This is a genomic window from Glycomyces harbinensis, assembly GCF_900101745.1.
Classification (GTDB): Bacteria; Actinomycetota; Actinomycetes; order Mycobacteriales; family Micromonosporaceae; genus Glycomyces; species Glycomyces harbinensis.
The window spans coordinates 127,068-149,078 of record NZ_FNAD01000012.1 but is presented as its reverse complement, the minus strand read 5'-3'; the positions used below and the strand labels follow the sequence as shown (position 1 = coordinate 149,078).

19 protein-coding genes are annotated in these 22,011 nt (G+C 70.9%); 8 read left to right on the top strand and 11 right to left on the bottom strand.

Annotation, left to right across the window (positions count from 1 at the left end; translation table 11 throughout):
• Positions 1–8: 8 nt before the first annotated feature.
• The 6 genes from BLQ63_RS18995 to BLQ63_RS18970 all read right to left on the bottom strand — a co-directional run bounded on the left by BLQ63_RS18995 (position 9) and on the right by BLQ63_RS18970 (position 8,592).
• Complete coding sequence (locus tag BLQ63_RS18995) at positions 9–1,634, bottom strand: stealth family protein (protein WP_091038764.1); 1,626 nt, start codon at positions 1,632–1,634, stop codon at positions 9–11.
• Positions 1,635–1,938: 304 nt separating this feature from the next.
• Positions 1,939–2,580 carry a 2'-5' RNA ligase family protein gene (locus BLQ63_RS18990; RefSeq protein ID WP_143014994.1) on the bottom strand — a complete coding sequence of 214 codons (642 nt, stop codon included), beginning with the start codon at positions 2,578–2,580 and terminating at the stop codon, positions 1,939–1,941.
• A gap of 100 nt (positions 2,581–2,680) precedes the next feature.
• Positions 2,681–4,444: a thiol reductant ABC exporter subunit CydC gene (cydC, locus tag BLQ63_RS18985; RefSeq protein WP_091038759.1), complete on the bottom strand. Its 1,764-nt coding sequence runs from the start codon at positions 4,442–4,444 to the stop codon at positions 2,681–2,683.
• Positions 4,444–6,147, bottom strand: a complete 1,704-nt coding sequence (gene cydD, locus BLQ63_RS18980; RefSeq protein WP_091038757.1) for a thiol reductant ABC exporter subunit CydD — start codon at positions 6,145–6,147, stop codon at positions 4,444–4,446. Before cydD ends, cydC begins: the two co-directional genes overlap by 1 nt.
• Positions 6,144–7,157 carry a cytochrome d ubiquinol oxidase subunit II gene (cydB, locus tag BLQ63_RS18975; RefSeq protein ID WP_091038755.1) on the bottom strand — a complete coding sequence of 338 codons (1,014 nt, stop codon included), beginning with the start codon at positions 7,155–7,157 and terminating at the stop codon, positions 6,144–6,146. The genes cydD and cydB overlap by 4 nt, the downstream gene beginning before the upstream one ends.
• A 19-nt stretch (positions 7,158–7,176) precedes the next feature.
• Positions 7,177–8,592, bottom strand: coding sequence for a cytochrome ubiquinol oxidase subunit I (locus tag BLQ63_RS18970; RefSeq protein ID WP_091038753.1), 1,416 nt, complete (start codon positions 8,590–8,592; stop codon positions 7,177–7,179).
• Between the two features lie 190 nt (positions 8,593–8,782).
• Between BLQ63_RS18970 and proC the strand changes: the two genes are divergently transcribed.
• Positions 8,783–9,589 carry a pyrroline-5-carboxylate reductase gene (gene proC, locus BLQ63_RS18965; RefSeq protein WP_091038750.1) on the top strand — a complete coding sequence of 269 codons (807 nt, stop codon included), beginning with the start codon at positions 8,783–8,785 and terminating at the stop codon, positions 9,587–9,589.
• Positions 9,590–9,631: 42 nt separating this feature from the next.
• Entirely contained in the window at positions 9,632–10,069 is a 438-nt protein-coding gene (locus tag BLQ63_RS18960) for a GNAT family N-acetyltransferase (protein WP_091038749.1), read from the top strand.
• Between the two features lie 59 nt (positions 10,070–10,128).
• On the opposite strand, the gene BLQ63_RS18955 is transcribed toward BLQ63_RS18960, so the two are convergent.
• The 5 genes from BLQ63_RS18955 to BLQ63_RS18935 all read right to left on the bottom strand — a co-directional run bounded on the left by BLQ63_RS18955 (position 10,129) and on the right by BLQ63_RS18935 (position 15,057).
• Complete coding sequence (locus BLQ63_RS18955; RefSeq protein WP_091038747.1) at positions 10,129–11,742, bottom strand: endo-1,4-beta-xylanase; 1,614 nt, start codon at positions 11,740–11,742, stop codon at positions 10,129–10,131.
• Between the two features lie 242 nt (positions 11,743–11,984).
• Positions 11,985–12,467, bottom strand: a complete 483-nt coding sequence (gene bfr, locus BLQ63_RS18950) for a bacterioferritin (RefSeq protein ID WP_091038744.1) — start codon at positions 12,465–12,467, stop codon at positions 11,985–11,987.
• 176 nt (positions 12,468–12,643) lie between these two features.
• Positions 12,644–12,829 carry a (2Fe-2S)-binding protein gene (locus BLQ63_RS18945; RefSeq protein ID WP_091038741.1) on the bottom strand — a complete coding sequence of 62 codons (186 nt, stop codon included), beginning with the start codon at positions 12,827–12,829 and terminating at the stop codon, positions 12,644–12,646.
• 151 nt (positions 12,830–12,980) lie between these two features.
• Complete coding sequence (locus BLQ63_RS18940; RefSeq protein WP_091038865.1) at positions 12,981–13,988, bottom strand: GntG family PLP-dependent aldolase; 1,008 nt, start codon at positions 13,986–13,988, stop codon at positions 12,981–12,983.
• A gap of 58 nt (positions 13,989–14,046) precedes the next feature.
• The gene (locus BLQ63_RS18935) at positions 14,047–15,057 is read right to left on the bottom strand and encodes a TY-Chap domain-containing protein (protein ID WP_091038739.1); all 1,011 of its coding nucleotides are present in this window, start codon (positions 15,055–15,057) and stop codon (positions 14,047–14,049) included.
• Positions 15,058–15,182: 125 nt separating this feature from the next.
• On the opposite strand from BLQ63_RS18935, the gene BLQ63_RS18930 reads away from it, so the two are divergent.
• The 6 genes from BLQ63_RS18930 (at position 15,183) to BLQ63_RS18905 (ending at position 22,006) form a co-directional block, all read left to right on the top strand.
• Complete coding sequence (locus BLQ63_RS18930) at positions 15,183–15,941, top strand: DUF3159 domain-containing protein (protein WP_281187995.1); 759 nt, start codon at positions 15,183–15,185, stop codon at positions 15,939–15,941.
• A 16-nt stretch (positions 15,942–15,957) separates the two neighbouring features.
• Positions 15,958–16,638 (top strand): Crp/Fnr family transcriptional regulator, encoded by a 681-nt coding sequence (locus BLQ63_RS18925; RefSeq protein ID WP_177155012.1) that lies wholly within the window; start codon positions 15,958–15,960, stop codon positions 16,636–16,638.
• A 6-nt stretch (positions 16,639–16,644) separates the two neighbouring features.
• Positions 16,645–16,878, top strand: coding sequence for a hypothetical protein (locus BLQ63_RS18920; RefSeq protein WP_091038732.1), 234 nt, complete (start codon positions 16,645–16,647; stop codon positions 16,876–16,878).
• Positions 16,879–16,917: 39 nt separating this feature from the next.
• Positions 16,918–17,436 (top strand): hypothetical protein, encoded by a 519-nt coding sequence (locus BLQ63_RS18915; protein ID WP_091038728.1) that lies wholly within the window; start codon positions 16,918–16,920, stop codon positions 17,434–17,436.
• A 170-nt stretch (positions 17,437–17,606) separates the two neighbouring features.
• Positions 17,607–19,577, top strand: a complete 1,971-nt coding sequence (locus BLQ63_RS18910; RefSeq protein ID WP_091038725.1) for a P-loop NTPase family protein — start codon at positions 17,607–17,609, stop codon at positions 19,575–19,577.
• The gene (locus BLQ63_RS18905; RefSeq protein WP_091038722.1) at positions 19,574–22,006 is read left to right on the top strand and encodes a WD40 repeat domain-containing protein; all 2,433 of its coding nucleotides are present in this window, start codon (positions 19,574–19,576) and stop codon (positions 22,004–22,006) included. The genes BLQ63_RS18910 and BLQ63_RS18905 overlap by 4 nt, the downstream gene beginning before the upstream one ends.
• Positions 22,007–22,011: the final 5 nt, after the last annotated feature.

The window sequence follows — 22,011 nt, the reverse complement described above, 5'->3', positions numbered from 1 at the left end:
CGGCACCGCTAGAACGCCAGCGCCTTCTCCCACGGGGAGGTCACCGGGAAGTACGACTCCAGGAATCGCAGCATCATCGCCGAGCGCTCCTCGGCCAGCTCCGGCGGGAGCCCGGCGTCGTTGATGCAGAACGTCTCCCGGTCGCGCCGCTCCAGCAGCAGCTCCAGGTGCTCGGCCACGTCGGGCATGCCCAGCTCCACGTACGCGACCTTGGCCTGCCCGGCCACGGCCCGGCCCGACAGGTACGCGTAGTAGTGCTGGAGCGTCACCGCCGAGACGTCCGTGACGTCGCGGAAGGCGCTCCTGGCGGTGCGCGCCAGGTCCTCGTCGAATTCCTTCGCCATCTCCGCGAGCACGCTGCGCTGCAACGGGTACGGCACGTGCTTCATCATCCGCGAGATCGTCCGCCCGAAGGCCCGCTCGATGAGCGCCCGGTCGTTCTTGAACGCCGCGTTCGGCGGCGAGTCGGACACGCTCACCGGGTCCATGCCGACGAACGTCTGGGCGGGGAAGAACTTCGCCAGCCCGTTGGGCTCGAAGAACAGCTGCGGCCCGATCGGCAGGCCCACGAACATGTCGTCGTTGAAGTACAGGAAGTGCTCGCTGAGCCCCTCGATGCGGTGCAGCTGCGTCTCGATCGCGTGTGAGTTGAACGTCGGCAGGCAGTCGGGGTCGTCGAACAGGTCGCGGTGGTCCACGACCGTCAGGCCCGGCGCCTCGTCGTCGAGCCAGTGCGGGCGCTGCTGGTCGGTCACCAGGTACACGTGGCGCACCCACGGCGCGTTCAAGTGCAGCGAGCGCAGTGAGAACCGCAGCTCCTCGCGGTCGAGGAAGCGCGCCACACTGGCGGACTCGACGTGGTACGGAGACTGGTCGGCCTCGGCGCGGCGGCGCAGCCACCCGTGGTCGGAGCCGTCGACCCACGTGTAGACCACGTCGATCGGGAAGCCCACGTGGTCGGGCCCGGGGACGCCGAACTCCGAGCGGGTCGCCACCGACGGCAGGACCGCGCGCGGGCCCGATCCGAGGGCCGTGAAGAAGCGGCCGGGAGCGGAGACGCGGGCGCCGTCGCGGCGGACGACCGGGGTGATCCGGTTGTGCCTGGGGGCGAGCAGGTGGCCGTCGCCGGTGTCGGACCAGAACTCGATGTCGCAGCCGTAGTCGGCGCCGAAGACCAGGTCGCGGCCCGCGTCGGTCCACAGCCAGTCGGCCCGGATCATCGGCACGTCGCCCATGTCGGCGCGCTGCGCCCACAGGGGTCGGTCGAGGCCGAGTTCCGATTCGCGGAAGGCCGGCTCGGGCACGGAGAGGCGCCCGCCCGTCGATTCGCACAGCATCGCCAGCGCGGTGCACACCCGCTGGCGGTCGGCGGCGTCGACGCCGAGGACCGGGCGGGTGATGCTGAAGCCGGGCACGGAGAAGAAGTCGATGCCGGCGGCGGTGAGGATGGCGGTGACGATCTCGAGGTTGCGCCGCCACACTTCGAGCGGCGTGGCCTGGGCGAGGGTGTAGGCGGGCCGGATCTCGCCGCCGTGGAGGACGTGGGCGGCCTCGAGGTCGGTGAAGTAGCCGTACGGTTCGGTGACGGCTTTGATCGTGGGCGGCTCGATGGGACGGGGCTCGGTGCGTCCCACCGCTTCCTCAAGCGGGGGAACGAAATCTGTCGCTCGGGTTGCGATGCGACGGTCATTGTCTGCGAACAATCGACACCTCCTGACGCTCACGGCTCATCGCCGCCCCGGTGGTGACCGGGAACTGCTACCGGCAGGGTGGAGGCGGGTCTCCGATGACCACGCCTGAACGCCACGTGGCCGGGCTAAGACTCTTACCTCAACAGTAGGCCACAGGCCAGTGACAAAATGGTGTCAGATCGTTGTCGGAACCGTCAACTGCAACGGGCGCCGCCGGTCGGCGACGCCCGTGAGGCAGACGAGATGCTTACTCCCCCAAGGGAATCCGTGCGACGTGTTTCCAGGTGTAGGTGGACGCGTCGTCGGATTGGATGACTCGGACGAGGTCTACCCCGGTGACGGTGATTTCGGTCCTACCGGGGCGGACGTCGCGGAGCTTGTTCTGGATCGCCCCGCGCTGGCGGTCGACGCCCACGTCATCGGCCCGGTAGGACAGGGAGACGTGTCCGGGTCCGCCGCAGGGGCGCCCGACGTCGCCTTCGACGATGTCGTTGACGCCCTCGACGCACGCGTCGACGAGCGTGTTGAAGGCGCTGTCGGGGAAGGTGTCGAGCATGATCGCGCCGGTGGCGGCCAGCGCGGGTCCGACGGTGAGCTGGAAGGCCGGGATCAGGGCGGCCTTCTCGCGCAGGCGAGCGATGAGCTTGAGCGTGGTCGGGGCGTCGATGCCGGCGGCGTCGCACTCGACGGAGGCGACGGTGGCGTGGAGCCATTCGTGCGGCACGGGCCGGTCGCCCGCGGTGAGGTCGATGACGTCCCGGTAGGACTCGGCGACCGCCTTGACCTGGTCGAGGTCGGTCAAGTAGACGTGGAGTTTGGTCCAGCCCTCGGGCCAGCGCTGTCCGGAGCTCGGAGCCTGGGTCCCGGTCATGGGCGCAGATTCGTTCACTGCTGCATCAAAGCCTTAGTGATTCAAGTGTGACGGCCTCCCGGGCGGGGGCCGTCGGGTCGTTCCACCGGGTCGATCTCGGTGTCACCGTTTCGGGAGTCTACCCAGCGGGAGCGACGTCCAATAGTCGGTTGTTCGGCGCGTCACGTGGTGTCGGCACGGGCGCGCCCAGATGGACGACGCGGTCGACCACTCCGTCGGGGAGCGGCCGGTGCGTGATCACGATCGCGGTCTTGCCTTCAAGAGCGGCGGCGGTGGTGCGGAGTACGCGTGCGGCGGTGGCGGCGTCGAGGTGGGCGTCGGGTTCGTCGAGGACGAGGACTTCGCGGTCGGCCAGGAGGCAGCGGGCGAGGGCGATGCGGCCCCGCTCGCCGCCGGAGACGGCGCGGCCGTGTTCGCCCAGGCGGGTCTGGAGGCCGGCGCCGGGGCGGTCCGCGGGAGCGCCGTCGTCGGGGGCGTCGTCTCGGGCGGCGCGGTCGAGGCCGTCGAGCCAGTCGCGCAGGCCGGCCCAGCGCAGGGCGCGGACGAGGTCGTCGTCGGTGGCGGAGGGCCGGGCGAGGCGGAGGTTCTCGGCGAGCGTGGTGTCGAAGATGTGGGCGTCCTGGGAGCACAGGCCGACGGTGCGGCGGATGTCGTCGCCGTCGTACTCGGAGAGTTCGACGCCGCCGAAGCGCAGGCTGCCCTCGTAGGGCAGGAATCCCATGAGCGCGGCCGCGAGCGTGGACTTGCCGGAGCCGGAGGGGCCCATGACGGCGACGCGCTCGCCGGGCTGGACGGTGAGGTCGAAGCCGTGGAGGGCGGGCGTGTCGCTGCCGGGCCAGGTGACGGAGAGCCGCTTGATCTCGATGTAGGGCGGGCCGCCGAGCGGGTTGGGTTCGAACTCCATGGGCTCGGCGGGGTCGGGCCGCGGTTCGGGTGCGCGGGTGATGTCGAGGAGCCGCTTGCCGCAGGCTTTGGCGACGGCGGTCTGCTGGGCGGCGGCGGGCAGGGCCAGGACGGGTTCGAACGCGGCGAGGGGCACGAGCGCGACGACGGCGAGCAGGACGCCGTCGAGGGTGCCGGCGGCGACGGCGGGCACCCCGGTCCACAGTGCGCCGATGAGCGCGGCGGCCATGGCGGCGAGGCCCACGGCCTGGCCGAGTCCGGCGGTCCAGGCGATGCGGGCTTGGGCGACCCGTAGGCGGTTTTCGACCTCGACTACGCGTTCGAGGGCGACGGCGTCGGTGCCGGCGGCGACGAGCTCTTCGCGGCCGTGCAGGCAGGAGCGGACGCCTTCGGTGAGGTCGCCGCGGGCGTCCCTGGTGGCGCGCAAGGCGATCCGCGAGGACCACGAGGCGAGCGCGGGCCCGCCGAGGGCGGCGGCGAGCAGGGCCGCGGCGAGTATCGCCCCGGCGGCGGGCAGGAGCGTGGCCTGGAGGGCGACGGCGGCGGCCGCGACGATGCAGGCGCTGGTGACGGGGAGGGCGCCGCGCAGCCACCGGTCGCCGACGCCGTCGACGTCGTCGACGACGCGGGCCTGGAGGTCGCCCGAGCGCCATACGGGGATGCCGGCGGGCGCGAGGCGGATGAGCTTGCGCCACACGGCGATGCGGAGGCGTTCGAGGCCGCGGAAGGCCGCGTCGTGGGAGACGAGGCGTTCGGCGTAGCGCAGGACGCCGCGGCTGATGCCGAACAGCCGCACCGAGGTGATGGCGACCATCAGGTAGAGGATCGGCGGCTGCTGCCAGGCCCGGGAGATGAGGTAGGCGGCGACGGCCAGGAGCGCGAGCGCACTGAGCTGGGCGAGGGCCCCGAGCACGGCGCCGAGGCCGAGTTCGAGTGCGATCGCGTTGCGCCACTGGGACAAAGGACGGCGTGGGAACATCACCAGTCCACCTCTCGGTCGGCGATCGCGCGCACCGCGGAGCGGTGGGAGGCGATCAGGACGGTCCGCGATTCGCGGTAGGGCGCGAGCGATGCGAGTACGGCTACCTCGGTGTCGGTGTCGAGGTGCGCGGTGGGCTCGTCCAGGAGCAGGATCGGCGGGTCGAGCAGGTCGGCGCGCAGCAGGAGCCGAGCGAGGCCGACCCGGGCGGCCTCCCCGGCGGAGAGGCCCGAGCCGTCGGCCGCGACGCGGCGGCGCGGATCGGGCGCGTGGGCGGCGGCGATGGCCTTGGCCAGGGCCGGGTCCGAGATGTCGCCGGGCGCGGCCAGGCGCACGTTCTCGGCCACGGTGCCGTCGATGAGGACGGGCCGCTGCGGGAGCCACGCGATCGTGCGGCGCACGGCGGCGAGGTCGAGCACGGTCAGGTCGGTGTCGTCGAAGCTGATCGAGCCGGACACGGGCCGGCGGAATCCCAGCAGCGCGGCCATGAGCGTCGACTTGCCCGCGCCCGAGCGCGCGGTCAGGACGGTGGTCTGCCCGGCCGGGACCGTGAGGCTCAGCTCCGGGAGCGGTTCGCGTCCCGGATAGGCGAAGACGGTGCGGCGGAACTGGATCGTGGGCGCCCGACCCAGCGGCGTGCGCAGGTGCGCGGCACTGGTGATCGCGGTGGCGCCGGTGGCGGCGGGGGTCCCGGACGGTGCCGGCGGGGCGTCTTCGGGCCGTTCGGCGAGGATCGCGAAGACCTTCTCGGCGGCGGCCAGGCCCTCGGCGCTGGCGTGGTAGTGGGCGCCGACGTTGCGCAGCGGCAGGTACGCCTCGGGGGCGAGGATGAGCACCAGCAGCGCCGTCTGGAGCCCGAGAACGCCGGTCATGCCGCCGTGGACGAGGTCGACGCCGACGGTCACGGCCACGACGGCGACCGACAGGCTCGCGGCCAGTTCGAGGACCAGGGCCGAGCAGAACGCGATGCGCAACAGCGACATCGAGCGGCGGCGGTACTCGCCGGTGGTGACCTCGATGGCCCCGGTCTGCCGCGCGGCCCGCCCGAACGCCTTCAGGGTCGGCAGCCCGGCCACCAGGTCGGCGAAGTGGTGCGCCAGGCGGGAGGTCGCGGCCCACTGGCGGTCGGCCCGGGTCTGCGTGTAGCGGCCGATGAGGATGCCGAAGACCGGGATGAGCGGCAGCGTCGCGAGCACGATGAGCGCCGCGGGCGGGTAGACGGCGAGCATGACCGCCAGGATTCCGACCGGGACGACGGCCGCGAGCACCAGCTGCGGCAGGTACCGCGCGAAGTAGTCGTCGAGCGCGTCGATGCCGCGGACGAGGAGCTGGGCGGCCTCGCCGGTGTGGTGCGTGCCCGAGGGCAGGCGCATGAGCTGTTCGAGCGCCTGGCGGCGCAGCCCGGACTTGACGCCGGCGGCGGCGCGGTGCGCGGCCGCCTCCTGGACGGAGGCGAGCAGGGCCCGCGCGGCCAGGACCGCGGCGAGCGCGATGATCTGCGGCGACAGTGCGGCGAGGTCCTCGCCGCCCGCGAAGGCGCCGGCGACGACGCTCGCGGTGAAGTAGGCCCCCGCGACCACGCACGCGGTCTGGACGAGGCCGAGCGCGGCGCACACGCCGATGTAGGCGGTGGCGCCCCGGGCGCGGTGCAGGAGGCGGCGGTCGAAGGAGCCGCGGGTCCGGTTCGGCGCGAGCGCGGTCATGACGCCACCGCCTTGCCCGCGGGGATGTGGTCGACCGAGACCCTTCTGCGGAACACCCAGTACGTCCACCCCTGGTAGAGCAGGACGATCGGCAGGAACACCAGCGCGGCCCACGTCATGATCCCGAGGGTCTTGTCGGTGGCCGCGGCGTTCTCGCGGTTCAGGCCGTTCGCGGGGTCCGAAGTGGAGGGCAGGACGTCCGGCCACAGGGCGCAGAACAGGGCCGCCGAGGCGAGGCCGATCGTCAGCGCCGTCGCCGCGAACGCCCAGCCGCCGCGGCCGGTGAAGTCGAGCGCGAGGCCCGCGACGAGGGCGAGCACCGCGAGGACAATGAGCACCAGCGAGACCCCGCTCCCGAAGGAGGCCTGCGTCCAGATCAGGAACACCAGGGCCGGGACGGCCGCGGCGGCGCCGAGTCTGAGGCCGAGGGCGCGGGCGCGCTCGGAGAGCTCCCCGGCGGTCTTCAAGTGCAGGAAGTACGCGCCGTGCGTCGCGAACAGCAGCAGCGTCGTCAGCCCGCCCAGCAGCGCGTACCCGTTGAGGAGCCCCCAGATCGAGCCGGTGTAGTCGAAGTTCTCGTCCAGCGGCACCCCGCGCACGATGTTGGCCATGACCGTGCCCCACAGGAACGCCGGGACGACCGAGCCGACCCAGATGCACCGGTCCCAGTTGCGCCGCCACCGCGCCGTCTCGCCCTTGCCGCGGTACTCGAAGGCCACGCCGCGGACGATCAAGGCGAGGAGGATCGCGAACAGCAGCAGGTAGAACCCGGAGAACAGGCTCGCGTACCAGTGCGGGAAGGCCGCGAACATGGCCCCGCCGGCGGTGATGATCCAGACCTCGTTGCCGTCCCAGACCGGCCCGATCGTGTTGATCAGGGCGCGCCGCTCGCGGTCGTCCCTCCCGAGCACCGGCAGCAGCGCCCCGACCCCGAAGTCGAAGCCCTCCAGGATGAAGTACCCGGTGAACAGGACCGCGACGGCAATGAACCAGATCGTCGTCAATTCCATGAGCGTCCCCAGTCGGCGGTCAGTAGGCGAAGGCCATCGGCCTGTCGGCGTCGTCCGAGTCGTCGGGCGGCCTGGAGGAGGCCAGCGCGTCCTCCTCGCTCGGCGGGCCCGCCTTCACGAACTTGATGAACAGCTTCAGCGCGATGACGGCCAGCACCAGGTAGACGAGCGTGAAGCCGATGAGCGAGATGACGACGGTGGTCGCGCCGACGCGCGGCGAGACCCCTTCACTGGTCTGGAAGAGGCTGAACACGACCCAGGGCTGGCGGCCCATCTCCGTGAACAGCCAGCCGGCGCTGTTGGCGAGGAACGGGGTGAGTGCCATCCACATCGCGGTCGGCCAGAACAGGCGGTGGGTCGGCATGCGGCCGCGGCGGGTGGACCACCAGACGATGACGGCCATGGCGACCGCGAGCATCCCGAAGCCGATCATGAGCCGGAACGACCAGTAGGTCAGCGGGATGTACGGGATGTAGTCGCCGGGGCCGTAGAGGGCGTTGTACTGGGCGTTGAGGTCGTTGATGCCTTCGACGCGGCCTTGGAACGAGCCGGTGCCGAGGAAGGACAGGAGCCCGGGGATCTCGATGATCGGCGTCCCGGTGCGCCCGTCGAGCGGGCCGATGGTGAGCACGGAGAACGGCGCGTTGTACGTGGTCTGGTACAGCGCTTCGGCGGCGGCCATCTTCATCGGCTGGGTGGCGGTCATGACCTTGCCGAGCGGGTCGCCCGACAGGACCAGGCCGACGCCGGCGACGACGGAGGTGAGGATGCCCAGGCGCATCGCGGGGCGGTGCACCTCGAGGTCCCTGCGGTGCATGAAGTGGTAGCCGGAGACGGCGATGACCACGGTGCCGGCGGTGAGCCACGCGGCGAAGACGGTGTGCGGGAACGCGGCGAGGACCACCGGGTTGGTGAGGACGGCGCCGAAGTCGGTGAGTTCGGCGCGTCCGGCGGTCTCATTGATCTGGTAGCCGACGGGGTTCTGCATGAACGCGTTGGCGGCGAGGATGAAGTAGGCGCTGGCGGTGGAGCCGAGGGCGACCATCCAGATGCAGGCGAGGTGCAGGCCCGGTTTGAGGCGGTCCCAGCCGAAGATCCAGATGCCCAGGAACGTCGACTCGAGGAAGAACGCGACGAGCGCCTCGAAGGCGAGCGGGGCGCCGAAGACGTCGCCGACGAAGCGCGAGTAGGCCGACCAGTTCATGCCGAACTGGAACTCCTGGACGATGCCGGTGACCACGCCCATGGCGATGTTGATGAGGAAGAGCTTGCCCCAGAACTTGGTCGCGCGCAGGTAGGCGGTCTTGCCGGTGGTGCGCCACAGGGTCTGGAGGATCGCGACCAGGAGCGAGAGCCCTATGGTGACGGGCACGAAGAGGAAGTGGTAGACGGTCGTGACGCCGAACTGGATCCGGGCCAAGTCGAGAACGTCCATACCGCCCCAATCGTGCATTGCGTGACTGAGTGATTATCGTGGCAGCCTCCCGGGACCTCAGGGGACGAAACGCTCAAGCGCGCATGTTTTCGCGCGGGCGTTTCGCCCGCGGCCACCTGTTGGCACGACGGGCCGGTCCGGGCGCGGCGCGAGGCACAATCGATGGGGCCATCGATCGTGAGGAGACGGTATGCGGACAGTCGCGGTGCTGGGTGCGGGGAAGATGGGGCAGGCGATCGTGTCGGGCCTGCTGCGTGCGGGCTGGTCGAAGGAGGCGGTGATCGCCACGGCCCGCAGCGCCGACCGGGCCGCGGAGCTGCGCGGGGCCTACGGCGTGCGGGTCGAGTCGAACGCGGTCGCCGCGCAGCGGGCGGACGTCGTGGTCGTGGCCGTCAAGCCGCAGGACGCGGGCTCGCTCCTGGAGGAGCTGACCGGCGTCTTCGACGGGGGCGCCCCGGTCGTGAGCATCTGCGCGGGCCTGCCGGTGGCGTTCTTCGAGAAGCGGCTGCCGGACGCGACGCCGGTGGTGCGGGCGATGCCCAACACCCCGGCCCTGGTCGACGAGGCGATGACGGTCCTCTCCCCCGGCTCGCACGCGGACGCGGCGTGCCTGGCGGCGGTCGAGGAGCTGTTCAAGCCGCTGGGCCGCACGCTGGTCGTGGACGAGAAGCACCAGGACGCGGTCACCGCGATCTCCGGTTCGGGGCCGGCGTACTTCTACTACCTGGCCGAGGCGATGACCGAGGCGGGCGTCCTGATGGGACTGCCGCGGGCGGTGGCCTCGGAGCTGGTGACGCAGACGGCGCTGGGCGCGGCGCGGATGCTGCGCGAGAGCGGCTCGTCGCCGGTGGAGCTGCGGGAGGCGGTCGAGTCGCCGGCGGGGACGACGATCAGCGCGGTGCGGCAGCTGGAGAACCACCGGGCGCGGTCGGCGGTGACCGACGCGATCGAGGCCGCCCGGGACCGTGCGCGTGAGATCGCCGACGAATACGCGTGAGCGAGGGGCGCCGTCGCATCCGGCGCTGCTCTAATGGCGGGTATGCGGGAGATTCGGCAGGGAGCCTTCAGTGAGCTCGACGGCGCGGCGGTGTTCGCGCTGGCCCGGTTGCGGCAGCAGGTGTTCGTGGTCGAGCAGGAGTGCGCGTACCCCGACCTCGACGACTACGACACCGCCGCGGACACCAGGCACTTCTGGATCGACGGCGAGGGCGGCGCGGTCGCGTGCCTGCGGGTGCTGCGCGACGGCGGGGGCTGGAAGATCGGCCGGGTGTGCGCCGCGAAGGCCGCGCGCGGGACGGGGCTGAGCGCGAGTCTCATGGCGGCGGCGCTGGAGTGGATCGGCCCGGAGGCCGACGTGGCGCTCGGCGCGCAGACGTACGCGGCCGGGTTCTACCGCAGGTTCGGGTTCGCCGAGGAGGGCGAGGAGTACATCGAGGACGGCATCCCGCACATCACGATGCGCCGCGCCGGTACCTAGCAGAGTCCGGGAGCGGGGCCCCGGATCTACATGCCCCGCTCCCGGACGTTCAGCGCCCCTTAGCTTTCGGGCAGCGGTTCGAGTTGCGTCGGGTCGACCACGCCCCAGTAGGCGGCCTTGGCCTGGAGACGGTCGTCGAAGAACAGCGGGGCCTCGTGCGGGCGCGAGACGGGCCAGTTCCGCAGCCACGAGACCGCGTCGTACAGGCCCCACATGGTCACCGACTCGAGGTCGTCGGCCCGCTCGCGCAGGACTGCGAACAGCTCGTTGTAGTACCAGCCCTGCGCGACCAGCCGCTCGGGCGGGGTCGCGGGTAGGCTCTCCTCCATGTGGTCGGAGACGGACACGTCGAGTTCGGTCACGGCCTGGAGGACCCTGAGCCGCTTGAACGCGTCGATGGACTCGCCGAGGAGCTGGGGGTCGCGCCGGTAGTCGACGTGCGCCTGGTGGCCGATCCCGTCGACCGGGACGCGCCCCCGTTTGAGGTCCTGGACGAGGTTGTACATCGCCTCGCGCTTGTCGGGGAACTCGGTGTTGTAGTCGTTGACGAAGAGCTTGACGCAGCGGGGGAAGGCCCGGCGCGCGATCTTGAAGGCCTCGCCGATGTACTTGCCGCCGCCGAAGATCTCGTACCAGCGCGAGTGGCGCAGCCCGTCGGTCTGCTCGGGGTCGAGCACCTCGTTGACCACGTCCCAGGCCCAGACGCGGTCGCCGTAGTGCTCGGCGATCGCCTCGACGTGGGCTTTGAGCCGGTCGAGGATGAGCCGCTGGTGGGCGCGGGTGTTCTGGAGCGGGGCGCCGTCGGCGTCGAGGAACCACCAGGCCGGGGTCTGGTTGTGCCACAGGAGGGTGTGGCCCCAGATCCGCATGCCGTTCGCCTCGGCGAAGTCCACGATCTGGTCGGCCCTGGTGAAGTCGAAGACGCCCTCGGTCGGCTGGATCGCGTCGGGCTTCATCTGGTTGCCGGTGGTGACCTGCCCGAAGTGCAGGGCCAGGAGCTCGGCGGGCCTGCCGACGACCTCGGCCGGCTCGACGGCGCAGCCGATCGGGAAGTCGTCGGCCAGGAAGTCCTTGAGCGGCAGGAGGTCCTGGATCTCGGGTTCGGCGATCCGGGTGAGCGTGAACGAGTCGATCATGACCGGGACGAGGCTCGAGTCGGACTCGACGTAGAACTGGAGCAGGTCGGCGGCCTGGCTGATCGAGTACGTGCCGGTGAACTCGGTCCAGGCGGCGTCGGTGACCGCGGTGTTCCACTTGACGGTGTCGTAGCTGGAGGACCCGGCGGTGTCGCGCTGCACGGTGGTGCGCAGGTCGGCGGGCTCGGCGCCTTCGAGCAGGCGCAGGGAGACCTGGAGCCGGTAGCGGACGCCGACCTCGACGTGCTCGGTGATGTCGATCGCGGCGCCGTGCCAGGTGGCGGTGCGGTCGGAGACGAGGAGGAAGTCCGCGGCGTCCACCGCGAGGGTGACGGGGCCGCGGGGGTTCCAGCCCTCGGTGGTGCCCGAGGCGAAGTCGCTGGAGAGCAGGACCTCGTCGGCGTGGGCCGGGGCCGCGGCGAGGGCCACGACGCCGGCGGGGATGAGGGCCGAGCCGCCGACCGCCGCGGCGGCCGTCAGGACCGAGCGGCGGCTGGCGGGGCTGTCGCGGAGGGGGTGCGCGGAGGGGTTGGACATGGACGCTCCTTTGCGAAGTGAGGGGACGGCGCGCCCGGTAGGGGGGGGTCGGGGAGGTGCCGGGCCGCGACCGAGATTCCGAGAGTTTCGGAAACTTTCATTCGAAGTATTGATATGTTACGATCCTCGTGTCGACGCTGTCAAGGCGACGACCTACCACTGTGGTGGAGATGTGAGGGGCTCTGCCGCAAGAGTAAGGAGGGGGCCGGCTGTGAAGCCGGCCCCCTTCGCTCGCGTCTCGGCTACGCCTCTTCGGGCTGCTCGATCAGCGTCTGGATGTACAGCGACTCGCCGATCTTGGCGATGATGTCCAACTGCGTGTCCAGGTAGTCGATGTGGTGCTCCTCGTCCTTCAGGATGCCCTCGAAGAGGTCCCGCGAGACGTAGTCCTTCACCGATTCCATGTGCTCGATGCCGCGCTTGAGGCGGTCGATCGCCTCGACCTCGACCTCGCGGTCGCAGCGGAAGACCTCCTCCACCGACGAGCCGATCCGCAGCGGGAACAGCCGCTGGTAGTTCGGCATGCCGTCGAGGAACAGGATACGGTCGGTGAGGATCTCGGCGTGGCGCATCTCGTCCATCGACTCGGCCCTGGTGTACTTCGCCAACTTGACGTAGCCCCAGTTCTCCTGGATCTTGGCGTGGAGGAAGTACTGGTTGATCGCGGTCAACTCCGCCGTCAACTGCTCGTTGAGGAATTCGATGACCTGCTTGTCGCCCTGCATTCGCAATCCGTCCTTCCCGGTTCGTCAATGGTCGGCCGCTTGTCCGACGACCCCAGACTAGGACCAGGTGAGGGCCCATTTCCAGCCAGGAATGCCTAAAATAGGACAACCTATCCTAAGGGAGGACAACCTAAAGCGGCAGGCAAATGCCGATAAAAGGAAGCAAGGAACGCGGCCTACGCGGCGGCGGGGACCGAGTCGGTGAAATAACTCTCGATCATGTCGACCAGGCGCTCGTGGCACGTGCCGCAGCTGGTGCCGGCGTCGCAGGCCTCGCCGATGGCGGCCTCGGTGTGCGCACCGGCGCTGATGTGGTCGCGGACCTCGTTCTCGTGGACCGCGTGGCAGATGCAGGCGTACACGCACCGACCTCCGAACAGGTTAGGCAAGGCTTATGAAGGCATGCCTAACCTACCTGCGGCCGGGGCGTTCGGCAACCCCCGTTCCGGTGGATCACTCGAACCCGAACGGCCGACCCGCGCCCCACCGGGCGCGGGCCGCGGCGGCCGGGTGTCAGCGGACCAGGTCGCCGAGCACCTTGACGGCGTGCTCGATCCCGGCGTCGTCCACGTCCAGGTGCGTGAGCATCCGGCCCCAGTCGGGCCCGAGCACCGAGACCCGCACGCCCTGCTCGGCCGCCGCGGCGGCGAGCTTCGCGATCTCCGGGTGGCGCAGCAGCACGATGTTCGTCTCCACCTGCGAGGCGTCGCAGAGGCCGAACGGCTCCAGCGAACCCGCCAGGTGCCGGGCGCGGGCGTGGTCCTCGGCGAGGCGCTCGACGTGGTGGGCGAGGGCGTACCGCCCGGCCGCGGCGAGGAACCCGGCCTGGCGCATCCCGCCGCCGAGGCGCTTGCGGATGATCCTGGCCCGCGCGGCGCGCTCGGCGTCGGTGATGAGCAGCGAGCCGACGGGCGCGCCGAGGCCCTTGGAGAGGCAGACCGAGACGGTGTCGAACAGGCGCCCGTAGTCGGCGAAGGGGGTGCCGGTGGCGGCGTGGGCGTTCCAGATGCGGGCGCCGTCCAGGTGCAGGCCGAGGCCGTAGGCGTCGGCGAGGCCGCGGAGGGCCCGCAGCTCCTCGACGGGCTGGACGGTGCCGCCGCCGATGTTGTGCGTGTTCTCCACGGCGATGGCCCGTGTGACGGTGACGTACGGGTTCGGCCGGTTGATCAGCGGCTCGATGAGCGCGGTGTCGAGGCGGCCGTTCGGCGAGGCCCAGGTGCGGGTGGAGATGCCGCCGAGCGCGGCGGCGGCGCCCATCTCGAAGTTGACGACGTGCGCCTTGACGTCGGCGAGCAGTTCCTCGCCGGGCCGGACCAGGAGTTGCAGCCCGATCTGGTTGGCCATGGAGCCGGTCGGGGTGAAGACGGCGGCCTCCTTGCCGAACAGGGCGGCGGCCTCGGCTTCGAGGGCGTTGACGGAGGGGTCCTCGCCGTAGACGTCGTCGCCGACGTCGGCGGAGGCCATCGCCTCGAGCATGGCGGGGGTCGGACGGGTCACGGTGTCGGACCGGAGATCGACGATCATGACCCGATCTTAGCCGCGCGGCTAGTAGTGGCCGCCGACTCCGGGGCCGGGCGCGCTAGAAGGGGTCGCTGCCGTTCCCGATGCCCAGGACGGGCAGGTACATGCGCTCGCCGTCGGCGGTGAAGCCGTCGTAGACGATGTCGAACAGGTCCTGGATGCCGAAGGCCCGCAGGGCGTCGACCATCATGTGCGCGGCCTGGTTGGTCGCGGTGCGGTCGGAGGAGTTGAAGCTGCGCGACCAGTTGGGCTGGTTGCCGCTGGGGGCGCGGAAGCCCATGCTCGGCAGGTTCGAGAGCCCCGAGCGCCAGGAGCCGCTGACGGCGGCGCTCGCCTCGACCCGCAGGCCGTCGTCGACGAACGCGGCGACGTAGCGGGCCGACCAGTCGCCGGTGCGCAGCAGGACCGTCCCGGAGGTGTCGACCACGGAGACGTCGGCGGCCATGTCGGCCAGGAGGGAGGAGAGGCGCTCGGTGAACTCGCCCATGTCGTGGCAGGCGGGCTCGGGAGGGCGCTGGCCGGCGCGCGCGTAGGCGGACCAGCCGGAGACGTCGCCCTTGCCGACCGCGTGCGCTTCGAGCTGCTCGAAGAGGTCGGGCGAGAGCAGGCGCAGCGTCACGCCCCCGTGGAAGCGGCGCAGGTGGAGCTCGAACAGGAGCCCGTCGCGGTACCAGCGGACCCAGGGACCGCCGTCGCCGCCGCGGATCTCGGGGGCGCCGAGCTCGTTCATCATGGTGCGCAGGACTTCGCGGAAGATCAGGGTGCGGTGGTTCTCGCCCTGGCGGCCGCGCTCGGCCGAGCGCAGGACCATGACCTCGATGGAGTAGAAGTCGGCGCGCCCGTAGAGCGGGGTCTGGGGCGGGACGGAGTCGGCGATGGCGTTGCCGGTGTCGTACCCGGTCTCCGCGCGCCACATGCCGATGTCGACCTCGGCGGAGCGCACCTGCCAGCCGAGATCGGTCATGCCGCGCGTGAGGTCCGCCTTGCTCCAGCGTCCGAAATCGGTCTTTCTGGCCCGGCGGAGCAGGTCTACGAGCTGCGCTTCACTGATCCGATGTGTGCCGAGCATCCGGTACCGTGCCAATCCGTCCGTAGATGGGGCTGCGAGGCTGACGCCCGGCGTGCCACTGCGGTTAGGGTAGCCTTGCCTGTCGTAGCGAATCGCGAAGCGGGGGTCGACAGTTGTCCGATACTGTGCGGCAAGACACGCTTGTCAGCCTACTAGGCGGCAGGCGCGGCGCCTTCGACGCCACCGCCCCGCTCGTGGTGTTCATCCTCACCTGGCTCCTGACCGGCGACTCGATCGGCTGGGCCGCAGGGGCTTCGCTCGCCTGCGCGGGAGTGATCGCGGGAGTGAGACTCGGGCAACGCCGCAAACCACGGGCGGTGATCCTGGGACTGCTGAGCGTCGCCGCCGCGGTCCTCGTCGTCCTCTACACCGGACGGGCGCAGGACATCCTGCTCCCCCGCATCGTCTCGAACGCCGCCAGCGCGCTGGTGTGGGCGGGCTTCATCGTCTTCCGCAGGCCGCTGCTCGGGTTGATCGTGGGAGGCCTGCTGGGCCAGCGGACGACCTGGCGGCTGGATCCGGCGCTGCTGCGGGCCTACTCGCTGGCGTCGTGGGCGTGGGTGGCGATGTACGCACTGCGGGTGGCGATCCTGACCCCGTTCTGGAACAGCGACAGCGACGACCTGGCGGTCATCGGCGGAGGCGTGGCCCAGGTGGCGCTCTCCTGGCCGCTGCTGGTGCTGTGCCTGATAGTGAGCGGCTGGATCATCAAGGCGGCGCTTCCGGAGGCGCATCCGGGCCTGCGGCACCCGATCGACCCGAGCGAGCCCGCCGCATCGGAGAAGGCGGCGTCCTTACTCGATCCCCTTCCGCCACAAAGGGACCAATTTTCTGTCGGGATTGCGACACGCGGCCTGTCAATGCCAAGATCACGCTATGTGTAGTCATACACTTAGCTACATGGACAGGTACACATCCGCGGAGAACCTCCTCACCGACGAGGAGCGTGAGTCGCTGCTGCCCCTGAGCCATCCGGTGACCTACCCGGGCGGAAGCGTCCTGGTCCGCGAGGGCGATTCGTCGACGTTCGTGCTGTATCTGCGAAGCGGCCACATCAAGGCGGAGACCTCCAATCCGAGGGCGATCGTGTACATCTACTCCCCGGGGAAGATCGTCGGCGAACTCGCGGCGATCACGAGCGCGCGCCGGACCGCGGACCTGGTCGCCCTCAACGGCGTCGAGGCGGATCTCATCCCGGGAGACGTCTGGCTGGACTTCCTCCTCAAAAATCGCCGCGCGACCCTGGCGATGTTCGAGCATCTCGCCAACCGGATCGTGTCCAAAGACCTGTCCCGGCCCGAGTCGGTGACCAGCACCGAGCACAAGATCGCCAAGGGCCTGCTGCGGCTCGTGGCGGCGGGCATGGGCAAGCCGGTCGAGGACGGACTGCGCATCTCGGGCGTCACCCAGCGCGACATCGGATCGCTGAGCGGGCTCTCGCGGGAGTCCGCGGCGGTCGTACTGCGCATGCTGCGAGAGTCGAACACCGTATCGACCGGACGCGGACATCTGACCATCCACGATCTGGGGGCGATCGAAAAACTGGCGCAGCGCAACGGCCCTGCCCCTTTAGCGAGGTGACCGGACATGTTCCCTTCAGAGCTGCTCCCGATCGCCGCGTTCATGCTCCTCGCCACGCCGATCGCCCTGACCTCCCGAGCCTGGTTCCTCCATCGGACCGCGGTGGCGAGGGAACGGGCGCGGACCGAGCGGATGCAGCAGGCGCTGGCGAGCACGACGCCGGCCGAGCGCGCCGCGATCCTGCGCGCGCTCCACGGGCTCGAAGCGGGAGCGTCCGGTCCGACCGACGACGAACGCTGACCTCTCACCTCCCCGCACCTATCGCATTGGAATGTATTCGTGGCGCACGAGCGCGATGCCGCATACGGCAAGGACGAACTCACCGGGCTGCTCCGCAGATTGATCGACGACGAGGGCTTCGTCGAGACCGACTTCGTGCTCGCGGGCAGCGCGCGACTGCTGTTCCAGGACATACTGCTTCGCGTCTCGGACCTCGACGTCGTCGCCAGGGGGACGACACTGGAGCGGGCGTTCGAGCTCGCCGGGGGTCCGGGCCACGACGGCGTCACGACCGGGGAGAACACCGGCGACGACATCGCGCAGCTCTTCGGCGGCAGGATCAACGTCAGCGGCAAATGGGTGCACAGCCGCGACCGGACCGACGCGCTGATCGACAGCGCCGAGACGGTCGGAGGGTTTCCCTGCTTCCGCTGGCGCGACATCAGGTCCTACAAGCAGGACCTCGACCGCGAGAAGGACCGCTCCGACCTGGCCCGGCTCGAACAGGTGTTCGGATCGCCGCTCGTGTTGGCGACGAGGCTGAGCTCGCCGGCGCGGGCGACGGCGGGGGCCCGGTAGGCGCCTGACCCGCGTCGATCGGTGCGGCCCACCGGCGGCGGGCGCCGACTTCGCGACCCGCGATCGCGGCGGCGGTGATCTACAGTTGCATGCAACGCACTGTTCAGCCGGAGGATGCCGTGCCCCCCGACGCCCCTCACGCCGTCATTCTGAGTTCCCTCAAAGTCCAAGTGAAGGATGGGGGCCGGACGTTCCCGCTGCTCGAATTCGACGCGCAGATCGAGGGCTTCCGGGACGCGCTGAAGCAGTACCGGTACACCGTCCGCTGGGACCGGCTGACCGAGCACCAGGACATCGAACCGCTCAAGGCGGTCCGCGCCTTGATCGAGGACAATCAGGACCTCCGGATCGTCCACGTCATCGGGCACGGCACCGAAGGGGTCGACCGCTTCCTGCACCTGGTCCCGCCGTCGGGGACGACGTGCACCCACACCAACCTCAACGCGCTCTGCCAGAACGCGCAGACGGTCTGCGCCAACGACCCGCAGCGCGACCTCCTGATCATCCTCGACGTGTGCCATGCGGGCACCGCGGTCGACAGGCTGGGCCTCGAGCAGTCGGACCAGGTCTGGTTCGCGGCCGCCGCCACGCCGGGCGAGGGAACGCTGAAGGGTCATTTCACCACCGCGTTCGCCAAGGCGCTCAAGGACATCACCGACGGCTGGGTGGTCGCCGACCCCGGCCGGGAGTACATCAAGATGTCGCTGCTCCGCGAGGTCTTCGCGGAGCACTTCCAGGCGCTCATGGCCGCGGAGGGCGTCATCGCCCCGAAGTCGAAGTTCCTGGGCAAGTGGACGACGAGCCCCGAGCCCGAGTCGACCGTCATCCCCAATCCGCGGTACACGCCCGAGGCGAAGGAGCGCAGCCGGGCCCGCGCCGGGATCGATCCCGCCATGCGCGAGTACCTGGACGCCGGCCTCGACATCGGACACTTCCACGATCGGGTCGGACGCAACTTCACCGGTCGCGGTTCGATCCTGGACCGCCTCGGCACCTGGCTCGGCGGCGAGCCCCACCGGTCCGAGCTCCAGATCGTGACGGGCAGTGCGGGCGTGGGCAAGTCGACGGTGCTCGGCGCGATCGTGCTGACCCAGCATCCGCACATCGACCGGGTGCGGTCGTACCAGACGGCCATCCGCACGCTGCGGCGGCGGTTTCCCGAGAGCTTGCGGGCGCTGCGGCCCGCGGGCCCGGTCGCGGCGGTCCACGCCCGCCAGCGGCGGTTCGAGGAGATCGTGGGATCGTTCATCGAGCAGCTGCGGACGCAGATCCGAACGCCGCCTCCCGACGTCCGCGACCACGACGCCTTCATCGCCTGGATCTCGCGGGCGCCCGAACCGCCGCTCCTGATCCTCGACGCGCTCGACGAGTCGATCAATCCGCCGCACATCTCCGACACGCTGCTGCGCGGCCTGATGCAGGCCGGCGCGCAGCGCGGGCGCCCGGTCTGCCGGCTCCTCGTCGCCGGGCGGAACGCCGATGCCGACCAGCGCATGATGTTCACCCGGCTCAAGCGCTCGGCCCTGGGCTCGAACGAGTACGACCTCGACGGCACTCCCCCGGAGGAGCTGCGCAAGGACCTGACGGACTTTCTGCTCCGCGAGTTCGACACCGTCGCGCCCGGAGCCTCGGCCGGGACGATCGACACGATCGCGGAGCGGACCGCCGCGGTGCTGTCGGCCGGCGACCGCGACAGCGGCTACGGCGCGTTCATGGTCGCCGCGCTCTTCGCCCGGTACCTCAATCGCGCCGGACTGCTGGAGGACGGCGGCGACGCCGTCGACAGGGCGCTGGACCGCATCCCCCGGAGCCTGCCCGGGGTGTTGGAGATGGACCTCGCCAACGAGCATCTGGGATCGAGCCCCCAGGACCGGCGGGCGGTGCTGGCCGCCCTGGCGCACGCGAAGGGGACGGGGATGCCGGTCTCCGTCGTCGACCTGCTCGGCCGGGAGGTGTTCGAGGCGGGCCCGCATCTGGACACCGTGGACCTGCTGACGCGGAGCACCGACGTCAAGGTGTACCTGCGGACCGATGTGGACCCCTCGAGCGGGGAGGTCCTGTTCCGCCTGTTCCACCAGGGCCTGGCCGACCACCTGGCGAAGCACCCCCGCAACCCGCCGTCGGGGAGGAGGGTCTCGTGAGCGCCGAATCCCGGGACCGCCGGTCCATCGCGCGGGCCATCATGTCGGTGGCCTCGACGGTGCAGTGGGAGAACACGAGCGCCTACCTCAAGCGCCACGGGGCCGAGCACGCCTACGAAGGCGAACTGCTCGACGAGCTGGTGCTCCAGGAGGACTTCCTCCTGCACGCCAACGCGGAGAACCTCCTGCCGATGCTGTGGCACGTCCGCGGGGCGCGGTCGCAGCTCGCGGCCACGGCCTACCGCACCAGCGCCACGGCGCACGCGTCGGCGGGCGACCTCCGCGACCGGCACGAGATCCTGCGCCGCGACCAGATCCGCGTCAAGATGGAACGCCCCAGCGTGTCCGAGCCGGACCAGCTGTGGAACCCCCGCTGGGTCCTCGGACAGGGGATCACCTCGTCGCTGGCCGGAACGCTCACCGGCCACACCCGGCGGATCGAGGACATCGCGTTCGGCCTCCTCGACCGGCGCCCCGTCGCCCTCACCGCGAGCTGGGACCAGACGGGCCGGATCTGGGACCTGGCCACCGGCGACCAGCTCGGTCCCAGCCTCACCGGCCACACCGATCAGCTGACCGCGGTGAAGTTCGGGCACCTGCGCGGCATCCCGATCGCGCTCACCGCGAGTCTCGACGGGACCGCGCGAGTCTGGGACCTGCAGACCAGTCGCCAGATTCGCGTCCTTTCAGGACATGTCGGCGCCGTCCACAGCATCGCGTTCGGCGACATCGAGGGCGCGCCCATCGCCGTCACCGGCGGGTGGGACCAGACCGTCCGCGTCTGGGACCTGATCGCGGACCGGGAGAGCCGGGTGCTCCGCGGGCACACCGGCACCGTGCGCGGCGTGGCGTTCGGGACCGTCGACCGGGTCCCGGTGGCGCTGTCCGCCGCCTGGGACGGAACACTCCGGGTCTGGAACCTGCTCGACGGCTCCCAGACCAATGAGTTCGACGGGCGCAACGGCCTGCTGAACACCGTGGCCTTCGGCAAGGTCGACGGGACCGCGCTCGCCGTGACGGGCGGCATGAACGGCCCGGTCCTGGTCTGGAATCTGCAGGAGGGCACGGCCACCGACCTCTTGGGAGAGCCGGTCGCTCCGGGCGCCTTCACCGGCCTCGGCGGCGGCAACGTCGTCTCCGTGGCCCTCGGGTACCTGGGGGACGCGCCCGCGGTCATCATCGCCGACGACACCAACACCGCCACCGTCTGGAACCTTCAGGCCCGCCGCCGCGAGAACGTCCTCACCGGACACACGAACTACGTGACCGCGGTCGCGCTCGGCAACTCCGGCGGCCAGTCGATCGCGCTCACCGGAAGCGTGGACCAGTCGGCCCGCATCTGGGACCTCACCGGAGACGGCCGGCCGCGACGGGAGACCTCCGGCCACTCCGGCCCGGTCGAGTCGATCGCGCTGGGCCTCCTCCGCGATCGTCCGGTCGCCCTCACCATCGCGCGCGAGCCGAACGCGCTGATGTGGGACCTGCATTCCGGCACGCGGATCGGCCCGCCGCTGACGGGGCACGCCAAGGACCTGACCGCGGTGGCGTTCGGGCGTCTCCACGATGGCCCAGCGGCGGTCACCACCGCGCGCGACGGAACCGCCCGGGTATGGGACCTGAACTCCTGGAAGCAGATCGGAACGCTCGCCGGCTACACCGGGACGGTGAACGCGGTCGCCTTCACCCGGTTCGGCGACCGTCCCGTGGCCGCGATCGTCAGCGGCGCGGGAACCGCCTCGTACTGGGACCTGACCGTTCAGGCCCCGGCCCGCGGCGGCCCGAGCTCGGCGAGGGCGTTCGCGCCGCTGTCCGCCGCCAGGACCGACCTGTGCGGTGTCGGGCGGGCCTCCGACACGGGCGACTCCCGGCCCGGCGCGGGCGACGCCTCCGACGGGTCGGGCTCGTCCGACGGGAACGTCGGGGACGACCTCCGCCGCCTGGTGACGGCGGTGGCGTTCGATCGCCGGGGCAGGAATCCGATCGCGGTCAGCGCCATGAACGACGGCCAGGTCCACACCTGGAGCCTGCGCGGCGAAACGATCTCCGGCACCTTCCTCGACCAGACCGGCCCGTTGAGCGCGCTGGCGCTGGGGACGATCGGCGAGGAACCGGTGGCCATCGGCGCGGGCAGCGGCGGCGTCGCCCTCGTCTGGAGCCTCGCCTCCCGCTCCCGGCGCGGGAGCCCGATTCGCGGACACACCGACGAGGTGACGGCGGTGGCGCTGGGAGCGGTCGACGGCAAGCCGATCGCCGTCACCGGCAGCCGTGACGAGACCATCCGGGTCTGGGATCTGACCTATCCCGAGCACGCCCTGATCCGAACGATCCTGCTGCCCGCGCCGTGCAGGGCGGTGGCCGTCAGCGCAGAAGGCGCGATCGTGGCCGCGGCGGGAGACGAGGTCCTCATGTACGACCACACCGGCCGATAGGAGTC